Source organism: Variovorax sp. AC103 (assembly GCF_979254005.1).
On record NZ_CEEDFC010000009.1, the window covers coordinates 92,486 to 106,223 of the forward strand.

General features: G+C 66.6%; 13 protein-coding genes. 1 reads left to right on the forward strand and 12 read right to left on the reverse strand.

Annotation, left to right across the window (positions count from 1 at the left end; all coding sequences use genetic code 11):
- Nucleotides 1-3: 3 nt before the first annotated feature.
- From AC0IYU_RS15065 to glpD, 12 genes are all read right to left on the reverse strand, one after another.
- The gene (locus AC0IYU_RS15065; RefSeq protein WP_472118193.1) at nucleotides 4-912 is read right to left on the reverse strand and encodes an ABC transporter ATP-binding protein; all 909 of its coding nucleotides are present in this window, start codon (nucleotides 910-912) and stop codon (nucleotides 4-6) included.
- Nucleotides 912-1,892, reverse strand: coding sequence for a BtrH-related acyltransferase DarH (gene darH / locus AC0IYU_RS15070; protein WP_435485323.1), 981 nt, complete (start codon nucleotides 1,890-1,892; stop codon nucleotides 912-914). The genes AC0IYU_RS15065 and darH overlap by 1 nt, the downstream gene beginning before the upstream one ends.
- On the reverse strand, nucleotides 1,889-2,284 hold the full coding sequence (locus tag AC0IYU_RS15075; protein WP_472118196.1) for a DarG family dialkylresorcinol biosynthesis protein: 396 nt from the start codon (nucleotides 2,282-2,284) through the stop codon (nucleotides 1,889-1,891). Before AC0IYU_RS15075 ends, darH begins: the two co-directional genes overlap by 4 nt.
- Nucleotides 2,285-2,368: 84 nt before the next feature.
- Nucleotides 2,369-3,505: a beta-ketoacyl-ACP synthase III gene (locus tag AC0IYU_RS15080; RefSeq protein WP_472118199.1), complete on the reverse strand. Its 1,137-nt coding sequence runs from the start codon at nucleotides 3,503-3,505 to the stop codon at nucleotides 2,369-2,371.
- Complete coding sequence (locus AC0IYU_RS15085) at nucleotides 3,495-4,427, reverse strand: dialkylrecorsinol condensing enzyme (protein ID WP_472118201.1); 933 nt, start codon at nucleotides 4,425-4,427, stop codon at nucleotides 3,495-3,497. The genes AC0IYU_RS15080 and AC0IYU_RS15085 overlap by 11 nt, the downstream gene beginning before the upstream one ends.
- 216 nt (nucleotides 4,428-4,643) lie before the next feature.
- Complete coding sequence (locus tag AC0IYU_RS15090) at nucleotides 4,644-6,377, reverse strand: ABC transporter substrate-binding protein (protein ID WP_435440122.1); 1,734 nt, start codon at nucleotides 6,375-6,377, stop codon at nucleotides 4,644-4,646.
- Nucleotides 6,378-6,466: 89 nt separating this feature from the next.
- On the reverse strand, nucleotides 6,467-6,775 hold the full coding sequence (locus AC0IYU_RS15095; RefSeq protein WP_472118204.1) for a DUF2160 domain-containing protein: 309 nt from the start codon (nucleotides 6,773-6,775) through the stop codon (nucleotides 6,467-6,469).
- A gap of 12 nt (nucleotides 6,776-6,787) precedes the next feature.
- Nucleotides 6,788-7,600 (reverse strand): carbohydrate ABC transporter permease, encoded by an 813-nt coding sequence (locus AC0IYU_RS15100; protein WP_339094276.1) that lies wholly within the window; start codon nucleotides 7,598-7,600, stop codon nucleotides 6,788-6,790.
- A gap of 72 nt (nucleotides 7,601-7,672) precedes the next feature.
- A complete protein-coding gene (locus AC0IYU_RS15105; protein WP_472118207.1) occupies nucleotides 7,673-8,563 on the reverse strand; it encodes a carbohydrate ABC transporter permease in 891 nt (296 codons plus the stop codon).
- A 145-nt stretch (nucleotides 8,564-8,708) separates the two neighbouring features.
- A complete protein-coding gene (locus tag AC0IYU_RS15110; protein WP_472118209.1) occupies nucleotides 8,709-9,779 on the reverse strand; it encodes an ABC transporter ATP-binding protein in 1,071 nt (356 codons plus the stop codon).
- A 158-nt stretch (nucleotides 9,780-9,937) separates the two neighbouring features.
- Nucleotides 9,938-11,008, reverse strand: a complete 1,071-nt coding sequence (locus AC0IYU_RS15115; protein WP_472118212.1) for an ABC transporter ATP-binding protein — start codon at nucleotides 11,006-11,008, stop codon at nucleotides 9,938-9,940.
- Between the two features lie 124 nt (nucleotides 11,009-11,132).
- A complete protein-coding gene (glpD, locus tag AC0IYU_RS15120) occupies nucleotides 11,133-12,794 on the reverse strand; it encodes a glycerol-3-phosphate dehydrogenase (protein WP_472118215.1) in 1,662 nt (553 codons plus the stop codon).
- Between the two features lie 121 nt (nucleotides 12,795-12,915).
- Between glpD and AC0IYU_RS15125 the strand changes: the two genes are divergently transcribed.
- Nucleotides 12,916-13,686, forward strand: coding sequence for a DeoR/GlpR family DNA-binding transcription regulator (locus tag AC0IYU_RS15125; protein ID WP_435440127.1), 771 nt, complete (start codon nucleotides 12,916-12,918; stop codon nucleotides 13,684-13,686).
- The last annotated feature ends 52 nt before the right edge of the window (nucleotides 13,687-13,738 follow it).

The following is a 13,738-nucleotide window of genomic DNA, read 5'->3' on the forward strand; positions in this document are numbered from 1 at the left end:
CGTTCAGTCGCGCAGCGAGCGGTGGGTGAGCGCCATGAACAGCTGCTCGAGGTCGTGGCGGCCGAACTCGGCGTGGCGCACTTCGATGCCGGCGGCTTCGAGTGCGGCCAGCACCGTGGCGGGGCCGGTGCGCTCGTTCAAGTGAATGCGCCAGTGCACACCGTCCCGCTCCACGGTGCCGAAGTGCGCGAGCATGTCGGCGTCGAGCCCGTCGGCGGCCAGCGTGAGCAGCATCGCGCTCTTCGAGAGCAAGGCATCGAGCGCCCCTTCGCGCAGCACATGCCCACGATCGAGAATGGCGACGCGGTCGGCAATGGCCTCGATCTCTTCCATGTAGTGCGACGCGTAGATGACGGCCGCGCCGGCCTGCGCGAGGCTCTTGATGGCGTCGAGGATGAAGGCGCGCGATTGCGGATCGACGCCCACGGTGGGTTCGTCGAACAGCATCAGTTCAGGCTCGGGCAGCAAGGCGATCGCCAGGTTGAGCCGTCGCTTCAGACCGCCCGAGAGGCGCTCGGCGCGAACGCCTGCGAACTGTTCCAGCTGGGCGAACTGCGTGCAGGCATCGACGCGCTGCTTCTTGCGCGCGCCCGACAGGCCGCCCGCCGCCGCGAACACCGCGAGGTTCTCCGCGACGGTGAGCATCGGATAGAAGGCCTGCTCCTGCGGCGCCACGGCGATGCGCGTGGGCGTTCTTGCGCGCACCTGGCGCAGCGGCTGGCCGTCGATGAGGATCTCGCCCGACTGCACCGCAAGGGCGCCCGACAGATGCGAGATGAGCGTGGTCTTGCCAGCGCCGTTCGGGCCCAGCAAGCCCAGCACGCAGCCTCTGGCCACCTCCAGCGACACGTCGGCGAGCGCCGCCGCCTCGGCGTGCGGATAGCGGTAGCCGAGCTGCTGCAATGCCAGCATCAGGCGACGGCAGCCTTGAGGTCGCGGAAGAAAGTCTCTTCCTGCTGCGCCTGCTCCCGCAGCTTGTCCGCCAGCGCCGCAGGGTCGACCGCCTCGCGCCCCTTCACCATGCGCGCCGCCTTGAGCGCAAAGGCGCGCCAACCGTCGCCGATGGCAATGAGCCGCTCGGACATCTGCTGCAGCTGCGGCTTGTCGAGCAGCTGCGCTGCCTCCTGCAGGAAGCCCGCGTAGATGAAACGAAAGCCCGCCCCGCCCGTGCCGATTTCTTCCTGCATGCGCACCACGTGGCCGATGAAGTCGACGCTGCGCGGGTCGGTGGGCGACAGCTTCTGCATGCGCCTGGCCAGCGTGCGCATGCCGCGCACGCCGACGATGGGAATCGGCGCGAGCATGGTGCGCACGGTCTTGCGGATGGCCTTGGTGACCGAGGCGGCATCGACCGCCTTGCGCTCGATGGCCTGCGGGTAGTACATGAGGCCCTTGGGGGCGAGCACGCCCTTGGCGAAGCGCGCGCGCGCCAGGTCGCCGCTCGGGCAGCGCACCGGCTCCTCGAACACCGGGTCGCTGATCAGGTAGTCGTCGCCGTCCTTGCCGTACACCAGCAGGTTGTGCGCGTTGAAGTGGAAGCGCATGTTCGGCGGAAAGTACGGCAACCAGTAGACCGAGGTCTGCAGGCCCACCAGCTGGCCGTCGGCCAGCAAGGCGTCGAGCCGCTTCTGGCCGGCTTCGGGGCTGCGGAAGGTCTCGAAGCGAAAGCGCGCGGCCATCGGGGCCAAAAGGCCCTTGATGATCGCCCGGGGTGGCATGCGGTACGAAATGAGCGGCAGGCCCGACAGCTTGATGAAGGGCAGGTACGCGAACGAAATGGCGGACGACAGGCCCAGCGCCATGCTCTCGCTCATCGGCGCGCCGTGGTGCCGCATGAGGCTGGAGATGACGCCGCTTTCGCAGTGCGCCGCCTGTTGGTGTTGAAAGTTCACGGCAGGCTTCGCAAGGTGGAAACGGGCAGGCCCAGCGCTTCGCCGTAGCGCGCGAGCTGGGCCGGCGACAGCGCGGCGAAATGGCGCGGCTGCAGGTGGCGGCGCACGCGCCATTGCCAGAAGCCGCTGGTCTGCGAGAGCAGCGCCACGTCCATGCGGCGTGTGTACATCCAGTACTCGAGCGGCGAGGCGAGCCCGGCCTTTACGCGCTGCTTCGCGGCCTGCGCCTGGTCGACCAGCAGGTCGACCGCATGGCTGGTGACGATCTCTTCCGCCTCCCAGCCGCGCGAGGTGGTGGTGACGACGCGGCCTTGGGCATCCCGCGCATACATCAGCTTGGAATGGCCGGCCAGGGTGGCGTTGCCCTCCTGCGGAACTGCGTCCAGGTCCATGTCAGGCCTCCCGCCGGGCCGACCCAAGGCAGGCCTGCGCCCCCTCGGCGGGCAGCGATACGCGAAGCGTTGAGCGTGGGGTTTTCATACCGCCTCCATGTAGATGAAGCCGCTGGAGAAGCGGCCGCTTTCGGGCACGAACATCAGGAGCTTGTGCCCCGGCTGGATGCGCCCGGAGCGGAACAGCTCGTCGAGCATGATGTACGGCGACGCCGAGCCCGTGTTGCCCTTGCTGGCGAGGTTGCTGAACCAGCGTTCGCGCGGGATCGTCAGGCCGACCGCTTCAAGGCAACGGGCCACCGGCTCGACGAAGTAGTGCGACGACAGGTGCGGCAGGAACCAGTCGATGTCCGCCGCCTTCAGGCCGCGCTTCTCGATGATGGCCGCCAGCGGCTCGCCCAGCGTGGCGCGCACGATGTTGTCGTTGAGCAGGCGCACGTCCTGCTTCACGGCGAAGGTCGATTCGCGCTGCCAGTCGTCGGGCGACTTGCGCGCCCAGCCGTCGAGGCCGCCCGCGGCGTTCTTCTCGGCGCCGGCGTACATGCACACGGGCAGTTCATTCGCGGCGGAAGACAGCTCGATCCACTCGACGCGCAGCGACAGCGGTCCGCGCGGCTCGCGCTCCAGCAGCACGGCGCCGGCGCCGTCGGACAGCATCCAGCGCAGGAAATCTTTCTCGAAGGCCAGCTCGGGGCGGGCCTCCAGGGCTTCGAGCTTGTGCTCGAGCTCGGCCTCGAAGCGCGAGCCGCGCATCACGGCCGAAGCCAGCTCCGAGCCGGTGGCCACCGCGCGGCGCGCGTCGCCCGCGCGCACCGACAGCCACGCATGCTTGAGCGCCGTGGTGCCGGCCAGGCAGATGCCCGCGCAGGCCACCACTTCGAGCCGTGGCCAGCCGAGCTCGCCATGCACCATCACCGCGTGGTTGGGCATCAGCTGGTCGGGCAGCGAGGTGCCGGTGGCCAGGCAGTCGACCGGGCCGATGTCGTCGCCCAGGCCGCGGATGGCCGAGGCGGTGAGCTGCGCGTTGGTCATGGCCAGCTGGCCGGTGGCGCGGTCGATGGCGTAGTGGCGCGACTGGATGCCGTTGCTGCGAAGAATCAGCCGCCGCGCACGGGAGGCCTTGCCGCCGATGCGACCGAGGACTTCTTCGATGTCTTCATTGCTGACCGGGGAAAAGGGCAGGAAAGCGGCGGTGCGGGTCAGGAAGACATCAGTCGTCATAGAGGTGGGAGCGGTCCGTGGCAGAGCCCGACGGGCACTCGAATTGGGCTGTCATTTTAGTCAGCCACCCCTTGAACAAAGGTCGCAGAAGCGCCTGGAGGGTCAAGCTCACGGGGACGACCGTGACAATCAGCGCAAGAAGGAACACGACATAGAGCAGCAGCAAGGGCTTGCGCGCCCGGGCGCCGGGGCCGCCCGCCGCCATGATGAGCTTGCCCCAGAGGTAGAAGCTGCGGGTGCCCGCCTTCTCGCTGATCAGGAGGCGCGCATCGGCCTGCACCGCGCCCAGGCCGGCCAGCAGGGGCTGCGTGCCGCGCTCCAGGCCCTGGTGCAGCGCATCGCGAAGGGCGCGACCGAAACGGGCGGTGCCGCGCATCTGTTCAGCGCTCAGTCCGGCGTCGGGCATGCCCCAGAAGCCGCGCTTGCGGCCCCAGATCAGCCAGGCCGGCGTGGTGAAGAAGGTGGCCAGCGTGGGGCCGGGGTCGGTCAGCACCACGTTGTCGATGAGCCGCGCGCCGGCGTCGGCGAGCATGCCCTTGAGCTTTTCGTGCGCCAGCAGCCACATGTTGCGGCACGCAATGACCGTGACCACCGGCTTGCCCTTGAGCAGGCGCGCTGCCACAGGGTGCTTCAGGAAGGCGGTGACCGGCTGCGAAGGCGCCAGGAACCACACCTGGTACGGCAGGATGACCAGGTCGAAATCTTCGTCGCCGGTGAACGACAGCGGCGCCAGCGGCTGCGGCTTCATGTGGGCCGATTCCGGAAAGGCATCGAAGAAGCGCAGCAAGGGCCACGGAAAGGGGAACGGCGCGAGCGGCCGCAGCACTTCCTCGTGCAGCTGGATCGACGGGTCGGCGCGCAGGGGCGCAACGATCTGCCCCGCCACGCTGTCGAGCTGGCCGGATTGCGAGTAACGAATCAACAGGACGCGCTTGGGGCGTCCGAAAGGGCTGGGGGAACTGGAAGTCACGTGGCGGGCAGTTTCGAGGGCCGTCGAATGTAAGCCAAGCATCGGCAGAACGCATCTGCCATTGGTCATGCCGTCGCGCCGGCCCCACGGCGGCCCGTACAGAAAAAAAGGTCCGCACCCTTCGGCGCGGACCCTTCCCGTGTGCTGGCGAAAAGTGGCAGCAGGCGCTCAGCGCACCTTGCCTTCCTTCCAGGCACCCAGCAGCTTGTTGTAGTCGATGGTCTCGCCCTTTGGCTTTTCGTTGGCCAGCTTCTTCCACGGGGCGTGGTCGTCGCTCAGGTACTTGGCCGGGTCGCCCTTCGGGTTGAGCTTGGGCGCGCAATGGGCCATGCCGGCGCGCTCCAGGCGGGCCATCACGTTGTCCATTTCGTCGGCCAGGTTGTCCATGGCTTTCTGCGGGGTCTTCTCGCCCGTCACGGCCTCGGCCACGTTTTTCCACCAGAGCTGCGCGAGCTTCGGATAGTCGGGCACGTTGGTGCCGGTCGGGGTCCACGCCACGCGCGCCGGGCTGCGGTAGAACTCGATCAGGCCGCCGTACTTGTTGGCGTTCTGCGTGAAGTAGTCCGAGCGGATGTCGCTGTCGCGGATGAAGGTCAGGCCGGTGATCGACTTCTTCAGCGAGGTCGTCTTGGCAGTGATGAACTGCGCGTAGAGCCAGGCCGCTGCCGTCTTGTTGGCGTCGTGGCCCTTGAAGAAGGTCCACGAGCCCACGTCCTGGTAGCCGTTCTGCATGCCCTGCTTCCAGTACGGACCGTTCGGGCCGGGGGCCATGCGCCACTTGGGCGAACCGTCGTCGTTCACGACCGGCAGGCCCTTCTTGGTCATGTCGGCGGTGAAGGCCGTGTACCAGAAGATCTGCTGGGCGATCTGGCCTTGCGCGGGCACCGGGCCCGATTCGCCGAAGGTCATGCCCATGGCTTCCTTGGGCGCGTACTTCTTCATCCAGTCGATGTACTTGGTGAGCGCGTACACGGCGGCCGGCGAGTTGGTGGCGCCACCGCGCGAGACCGAGGCGCCCGTGGGCGTGCACTTGTCGGCAGCCACGCGAATGCCCCATTCGTCGATCGGCATGCCGTTGGGGATGCCCTTGTCGGCGGCACCGGCCATCGACAGCCACGCATCGGTGAAGCGCCAGCCCAGCGACGGGTCCTTCTTGCCGTAGTCCATGTGGCCGTAGATGGGCTTGCCGTCGATGGTCTTGACGTCCACGCTGAAGAACTCGGCGATGTCCTCGTAGGCGCTCCAGTTGAGCGGCACGCCCAGGTCGTAGCCGTACTTGGCCTTGAACTTGTCCTGCAGGTCCTTGCGCGCGAACAGGTCGGCGCGGAACCAATACAGGTTGGCGAACTGCTGGTCGGGCAGCTGGTAGAGCTGGCCGTCGGGCGCCGTGGTGAAGCTGGTGCCGATGAAGTCCTTCAGGTCGAGCCCGGGGTTGGTGAACTCCTTGCCGGCCCCGCCCATGTACTCGGTGAGCGACATGATCTTGCCGTAGCGGTAGTGGGTGCCGATCAGGTCGGAGTCGGACACCCAGCCGTCGTAGATCGACTTGCCCGACTGCATCGAGGTCTGCAGCTTCTCGACCACGTCGCCTTCCTGGATCAGGTCGTGCTTGACCTTGATGCCGGTGATTTCCTCGAAGGCCTTGGCCAGGGTCTTGGATTCGTACTCATGGGTGGTCAGCGTTTCGGAAACGACCGACACCTCCTTCACACCCTTGGCCTGCAGCTTCTTGGCGGCGTCGATGAACCACTTCATCTCCTCCATCTGCTTGTCCTTGGACAGGGTGGATGGCTGGAACTCGCTGTCGATCCATTTCTTGGCTTCGGCTTCTCCGGCCGATGCAGCGCCGTGCGCGGCGAACATCGCCGCTGCCAGTGCCAATGCCGTGTAGCGCATCTTCATGATGTTGTCTCCTCGGTTGTGCTTCCCCGGTTCTTTCATCTCGGCTCCGGGGAGGCGGAGAGCCGGACGCATCTCGAAATCCTCCGGGCCTAGCCCTTGCGCATCACCAGCGCGAGCACGAGCATCGACAGCACGAAGCTGATCCAGATCGAGGGCTCGGCCTCCAGGCTCATCCACTCCTGGAACTTGCCGGCCAGGCCGATGAAGACCAGGTTCACATAGGCCGCCGACAGCAGGCCGATGAAGAGCCGGTCGCCGCGCGTGGTGGCAATGGGCAGCCAGCCGCGCCGCATGACGGTGGGCGACTTGAATTCCCACACCGTCATGCCGACCAGCATGAGCGCGATGCAGATGAAGAAAACGGCCACCGGGGTGGTCCAGACCATCCAGTCGAACATGTCTCGGTCTCCTTAGACGCGGCCCATCGCAAAGCCTTTTGCGATGTAGTGGCGCACGAACCAGATGACGATGGCGCCCGGCACGATGGTCAGCACGCCCGCCGCCGCCAGCGTGGCCCAGTCCATGCCCGATGCGCTCACGGTGCGCGTCATGGTCGCCACGATCGGCTTGGCGTTGACGCTGGTGAGCGTGCGTGCCAGCAGCAGTTCGACCCAGCTGAACATGAAGCAGAAGAACGCCGCCACGCCCACGCCGGCCTTGATGAGCGGCAGGAAGATGGTGACGAAGAAGCGGGGGAACGAGTAGCCGTCGATGTACGCCGTCTCGTCGATCTCGCGCGGAATGCCGCTCATGAAGCCCTCGAGAATCCACACGGCCAGCGGCACGTTGAACAACAGGTGCGCCAGTGCCACGCCCAGGTGCGTGTCCATCAAGCCGACGGTGCTGTAGAGCTGGAAGAACGGCAGCAGGAACACGGCGGGCGGCGTCATGCGGTTGGTCAGCAGCCAGAAGAACACGTGCTTGTCGCCCAGGAACGAATAGCGCGAGAACGCATAGGCCGCCGGCAGCGCCACGGTGAGCGAGATCACCGTGTTGATCGCCACGTAGATCAGGCTGTTGATGTAGCCCGAGTACCACGACTCGTCGGTGAAGATGCGCGCATAGTTGGCCCAGGTGAGTTGCTGCGGAAAGAACGAGAAGCTCGAAAGAATCTCCTCGTTCGTCTTGAAGCTCATGTTGATCATCCAGTAGATGGGCAACAGGGCGAACAGGATGTACAGCACCAGGAAGATGCTGCGCTTGTGGAATCTTTTCTCAGACATGTTGACCCCCTTGGCGCGGCGCGCCGTCCCCCCGAAGGGGAGCATCCGCCTCGAGGCGGCTCGGCGACGGATTCATTTCTCCACCTCGACTTCCTGCGTACCCACCCGCTGCATCCAGTTGTAGAGCACAAAGCAGAACAACAGGATGATCAAGAAATAGATCAGGGAGAACGCGGCCGCCGGCCCGAGGTCGAACTGCCCCACGGCCTTCTGCGTCAGGTACTGGCTGAGGAAGGTGGTCGCATTGCCCGGCCCGCCACCCGTCAGCACGAAGGGCTCGGTGTAGATCATGAAACTGTCCATGAAGCGCAGCAGCACCGCGATCATCAGCACGCCGCGCATCTTCGGCAGCTGGATGTAGCGGAACACCGCGAACTTGCTGGCGCCGTCGATGCGCGCGGCCTGGTAGTAGGCGTCGGGAATCGAGCGAAGACCCGCGAAGCACAGCAGCGCCACCAGCGGCGTCCAGTGCCACACGTCCATCACCAGCACCGTGAGCCAGGCGTCGGTCGCACTGCCCGTGTAGTTGTAGTCGATGCCCATGACCTGCAGCGCATGGCCCAGCAGGCCGATGTCGGCGCGCCCGTAGATCTGCCAGATGGTGCCGACCACGTTCCACGGAATGAGCAGCGACAGCGCCACCACCACCAGCACCGCCGACGACTTCCAGCCCTTGGCCGGCATCGACAGCGCCAGGCCGATGCCCAGCGGAATCTCGACCAGCAGCACCGACAACGAGAAGCCCAGCTGGCGCCACAGCGCCTGGTGCAGCTCGTCGTCGCGCATCACCGAGGCGAACCATTCGGTGCCCACGAACACCCGGCGCTCGGGCGAGATGATGTCCTGCACCGAATAGTTGACCACCGTCATCAGCGGCACGATGGCGGAGAAGGCGACGCAGATCAGCACCGGCAGGACGAGCCACCAGGCTTTCTGGTTGATGGGTTTGTTGGTGGCGTTCATGGTGTTGCTCCTTCCCCCTTTGGGGAAAGGCTGGGATGGGGGCAGGCAGAGCGCCCGACGGATGTGCCGCTGGCCCCCACCCCTGCCCTCCCCCAACGGGGAAGGGAGAAAGACAAGGGAGCGGGAGCGAACAAGGTCAGGTTGTTCATGCCACCAGCTCCTCGTCCTTGTAGTAGCAGGTGTGCGCATCCAGCACCCGCAGCCACACCGTGTCCCCGACCGCCGGCGGCGGGTCGTCCGAATGCAGCCGCACCTTCATCACGATGCCGTCGACTTCGGCGCTCAGCATCGCGTGCGTGCCCACGTCCTGTACCTGTTTCACCACGGCCGGCACGGCACCGGCCGCACCGGCGTTCGACAGGCGCAGGTACTCGGGCCGGATGCCGATCTTCAGCGCGCCCCGCGGCAGTTCTCGCGTCGGCACCAGTGGCGTGCCCGCCACTTCGAGCGCGCCATCCGTGCTGTTCGCCGACAGGAAGTTCATGCCCGGCGAACCGATGAAATGGCCGACGAAGGTATGGGCCGGCCGCTCGAACAGGGCCTCTGCACTGCCGACCTGCACGGCCTTGCCGCGCGTCATGACCACCACCTCTTCGGCAAAGGTGAGCGCCTCGACCTGGTCGTGCGTCACGTAAATGAGCGTCAGCTTCAGCTCGCGGTGAATCTGCTTGAGCTTGCGGCGCAACTGCCACTTCAGGTGCGGGTCGATCACGGTGAGCGGCTCGTCGAACAGCACCGCTGACACGTCGCTGCGCACCAGCCCACGGCCCAGCGAAATCTTCTGCTTGGCATCGGCGGCGAGCCCAGCCGCGCGCTGGTTGAGCTGGCCGCTCATGTCGAGCATTTCGGCGATCTCGCCCACGCGCTTCTTGATCTGGTCTTCGGGCACCTTGCGGTTGCGCAGCGGAAACGCGAGGTTCTCGGCCACGGTCATGGTGTCGTAGATCACCGGAAACTGGAACACCTGCGCGATGTTGCGTTCCTGCGGCGTGGCGCGCGTCATGTCGCGGCCGTCGAAGGTCACCCTGCCCTGCGACGGCACGAGCAGGCCCGAGATGATGTTGAGCATGGTCGTCTTGCCGCAGCCCGAGGGGCCGAGCAGGGCGTAGGCGCCGCCGTCGCGAAAGCTCATCTTCAGCGGCAGCAGCGCGTAGTCGCTGTCCTGCGTGGGGTTGGCGCGGTAGGCGTGGGCCAGGTCGAGGTCGATGCGTGCCATGTCAGCCCTCCTTCACGCTTTCGCGTGATTCGCAATGCATGAAACAGTCGAGGTCTTGTCGTGGAACACCGCGGAGCCGGCTTTGCCGGGCCGCAGGTGTTGCCCCCTGGAGGGGGGTTGGCGAAGCGACACGAAGTGCGCGAACACGGGGGGTCATGCTAGGTCCTTCGCCATGCGGGTGCCAGCGCCAGCTTTTCGCCGGCATCGAACACATAGGCTTGCGCCGCGCTGAAATTCAGCGTGATCGAAGCACCCAGCTCGAAGCGGTGCACGCCGGTGAGCTGCGCCACCAGTTCACCCACCGCCGTATCGACGTGCACGAAGGTGTCGGAGCCCGAGATCTCGGCCAGCTCCACCTTGCCGGGCAAGGCGACGTCGCCCGCCCCCGCATTGACATTCAATGCGCTCGCGCGCAGCCCGACGGTCACTGCGCCCGCCGCGCCTTCAGGCACGGCCAGCGACAGCACGGGGCCGCCGGTCAGTTGCACCCGGCCGGCCGTGGCCGTGCCGGCCAGCAGGTTCATCGGCGGATCGCTGAAGGCGCGCGCCACGCGCAGCGATTGCGGTGCATGGAACACCTCGGCGGTCGGGCCGTACTGCAGCAGCTCGCCAGCGTCCATCACGGCCGTGTAGCCGCCGAGCAGCAAGGCCTCGCCCGGTTCGGTGGTCGCATAGATCACGGTCGAGTCGCCGGTGGCGAAAAGCTGCGTGAGTTCTTCGCGCAGGCCCTCGCGCAGCTTGTAGTCCAGGTTGACCAGCGGCTCGTCAAGCAGCATGAGCGGCGCGTTCTTGGCCAGCGCGCGGGCCAGCGCCACGCGCTGCTGCTGCCCGCCGGAAAGCTCGGCCGGCAGGCGCTCGAGGAACATGCCGATGTGCAGCTTGTCGGCGAGCGCCTTCACGCGCGCCTCGATGTTCTTCTCGCCGCGCAGCTTGAGCGGCGAGGCGATGTTGTCCGCCACCGAGAGCGACGGGTAGTTGATGAACTGCTGGTACACCATCGCGACGTTGCGTTCGCGCACCGGCATGCCTGTCACGTCCTTGCCATCGACAAAGACCTTCCCCGCGGTGGGCGTGTCGAGCCCCGCCATCAGCCGCATCAGGCTGGTCTTGCCAGCCTGCGTGGCGCCGAGCAGCACGGTCACCGCGCCGCTTTGGGGCGCGACGCTCTGCTCGTAGAGCCAGGTTTGCGCGCCGACCTTCTTGGTCACGCGCTCCAGAGTCAGTTGCATGTGTCCCCTCCGCCCATTTCGGGTCTTGGTTCAGCCGCTGGTGTTCAATCGCTCTGTCGGTCGCTCTTTGTCGATTTCTCTTCGATCGTTTCTTGTTCAGCCGGCCCTCTTGGGCCGCACTCTCTCACGCAGTCTTCGGATGGCCCTGCAGCCAGGCCTCGACCTGCTCGCGTTGCTCGGGCGTGTAGTGCAGGCCCAGCTTCGAGCGCCGCCAGAGCACGTCTTGCGCGCTCACGGCCCACTCGTGGTCCTGCAGGAAGCGCAGTTCGCGCTCGTACAGGCCGGGCGCCACTTCGGCGCCCAGGTCGGCAAAGGATTTTGCGTCGCCCAGCACGTCGGCAATGCGCGCGCCGTAGGCCCGCGCGAGTCGGCGCGCCAGTTGGCCGTACAGCCACGGGTGCCTGGCCTGCACCGCAGACACGAAGCGCTCGAAGTCGTCGTCGGGCCGTTTGGCCGCGCCGATCCAGGCCGACAGGTCGCCGCCCGCGAGGAAGGCGTTCTCGGTCCAGGCCGGGCGCTGCGCGCTCGACTGGCCCAGCATCTTGCCGACCTCGTCGGCCGCGTCCTCGGCCAGCTTGCGGAAGGTGGTGATCTTGCCGCCCCACACCGACAGCAGCGGCGCGGCGGTGGTGTTCGACTCCAGCAGGTAGTCGCGCGTGACGGCCGAGGGGTCGCCCGACGCGTCGTCCAGCAGCGGGCGCACGCCCGAGTAGGTCCACACCACGTCGGCCGGCACGATGGGCTTGTCGAAGTAGCGGCTGGCCTGGGCGCAGAGGTAGTCGATCTCTTCCTGCGCGATGCGCGCGGCGCCGGGATCGTCGCCGCTGATCTCGATGTCGGTGGTGCCGATCAGCGTGAACGCGTCCTGGTAGGGAATGGCGAAGATGATCCGCTTGTCGGGGTTCTGGAAGATGTAGGCATGGTCGTGCTCGAACAGGCGCGGCACCACGATGTGGCTGCCCTTGACCAGTCGCAGGCTCTTGGTGGCCAGCGCCTCGCCCTTGGCCGACTTGGCCACGCCGCGCAGGAAGGATTCGGCCCACGGCCCCGCCGCATTGACCACCGCGCGGGCGCGCAGCGTGCGATGCGCGCCGTCGGGCCCTTCGAGCGTGGCGACCCAGTCGTCGCTGCCGCGCTGCACATGAACGCAGCGGGTGCGCGTGAGCACTTCGGCGCCGCGCGACTGCGCGTCCAGCGCGTTGAGCACCACCAGGCGCGCATCGTCGACCCAGCCGTCCGAATATACGAAGCCGCGCTTGTACTGGTCCTTGAGCGGCTTGCCGGCCGCGTGGCGGCGCAAATCGACGCTGCGCGAAGGAGGCAGCACTTCTCGCCTGGCGAGGTGGTCGTACATGAACAGGCCGATGCGGACCATCCAGGCCGGGCGCATCGACGGGTCGTGGGGCATGACGAAGCGCAGCGGCCACATGATGTGCGGCGCGCTCTTCAGCAGCACCTCGCGCTCCTGCAGCGCCTTTCGCACCAGCGAGAACTCGTAGTACTCCAGGTAGCGCAACCCGCCGTGGATCAGCTTGGTGGACGAAGATGAGGTATGGGAGGCGAGGTCGTCCTTTTCACAGAGCACCACGCGCCAGCCGCGGCCCGCCAGGTCGCGCGCGATGCCGCAGCCGTTGATGCCGCCGCCGACGACCAGCACATCGCAATCGGCGGCGGGGCCAGGTGCGGAAACAGCTGGATCGGGGGAGAAATCGCTCACTGGAAGGGGCTCCATGGATGCATGACTTTGGTCACCAACGGCGGCCATTGTATTTTCGAGATTTTTCACTTAGGTTCCTTTTGGCGCGATTTTCCTCCGAGTTTTCCCTTACCCAGATTCGTTTTCTTTCGTTTTAAAGTGACGCGCACTGTAACCTTGCCGCAGTCTTCCTGCTTTCCACGACGCCTCTGTGAACTCCAACCCGCGCCAGATCAACCTCCTGGAGACCGTGCGCACGCGCGGCTCCATCACCGTCGAGCAGCTGGCCGAGATGCTCGGCGTGACGCTGCAGACCGTGCGGCGCGACGTGCAACGGCTGGCCGACGCGGGGTTGCTGACGCGGTTTCATGGCGGGGTGCGCGTGCCCAGCTCGACCACCGAGAACATCGGCTACCAGCAGCGCGAAACCCTGCATGCCGATGGCAAGGCCCGCATTGCCCGCCGCGTGGCAGAACTGGTGCCCAACGACTGCTCGCTGATCCTGAACATCGGCACCACCACCGAGGCCATCGCCAAGGCGCTGATGCGCCACACCGGGCTGCGCGTGATCACCAACAACCTGAACGTCGCGACCATCCTGAGCGGCAACACCTCGTGCGAGGTGATCGTGGCCGGCGGCTCCGTGCGCCCGCGCGACCGCGCCGTGGTGGGCGAGGCGACCATCGACTTCATTCGCCAGTTCAAGGTGGACATCGCGCTGATCGGTGTGTCCAGCATCGAGGCCGACGGCTCGCTGCGCGACTTCGACCTGCGCGAGGTGAAGGTGGCGCAGACCATCATCGCGCAGGGGCGCGAGGTGTGGCTCGCGGCGGACGCGAGCAAGTTCAACCGGCCCGCGATGATCCAGCTGGGCACGCTGTCGCAGATCGACCGGCTGTTCACCGATGCGGAGCCACCGGCGCCTTTTGCCGACCTGCTGCACGCTGCGCAGGTTCGGCTCGAGATTGCGCGCGAGCCATGAGCGCCTCCCGCATTGCTCCCTCCCCTTCCGGGGGAGGGTTGGGGTGGGGGCA

Bases quoted from the DNA above. Each gene is read 5' to 3' on its own strand.
- AC0IYU_RS15095 (WP_472118204.1), bottom strand. From the start codon at position 6,775: ATGTTCGACTGGATGGTCTGGACCACCCCGGTGGCCGTTTTCTTCATC.
- AC0IYU_RS15115 (WP_472118212.1), bottom strand. From the start codon at position 11,008: ATGCAACTGACTCTGGAGCGCGTGACCAAGAAGGTCGGCGCGCAAACC.
- AC0IYU_RS15075 (WP_472118196.1), bottom strand. From the start codon at position 2,284: ATGGACCTGGACGCAGTTCCGCAGGAGGGCAACGCCACCCTGGCCGGC.
- AC0IYU_RS15100 (WP_339094276.1), bottom strand. From the start codon at position 7,600: ATGTCTGAGAAAAGATTCCACAAGCGCAGCATCTTCCTGGTGCTGTAC.
- AC0IYU_RS15080 (WP_472118199.1), bottom strand. From the start codon at position 3,505: ATGACGACTGATGTCTTCCTGACCCGCACCGCCGCTTTCCTGCCCTTT.
- AC0IYU_RS15105 (WP_472118207.1), bottom strand. From the start codon at position 8,563: ATGAACGCCACCAACAAACCCATCAACCAGAAAGCCTGGTGGCTCGTC.
- AC0IYU_RS15065 (WP_472118193.1), bottom strand. From the start codon at position 912: ATGCTGGCATTGCAGCAGCTCGGCTACCGCTATCCGCACGCCGAGGCG.
- AC0IYU_RS15110 (WP_472118209.1), bottom strand. From the start codon at position 9,779: ATGGCACGCATCGACCTCGACCTGGCCCACGCCTACCGCGCCAACCCC.
- AC0IYU_RS15090 (WP_435440122.1), bottom strand. From the start codon at position 6,377: ATGAAGATGCGCTACACGGCATTGGCACTGGCAGCGGCGATGTTCGCC.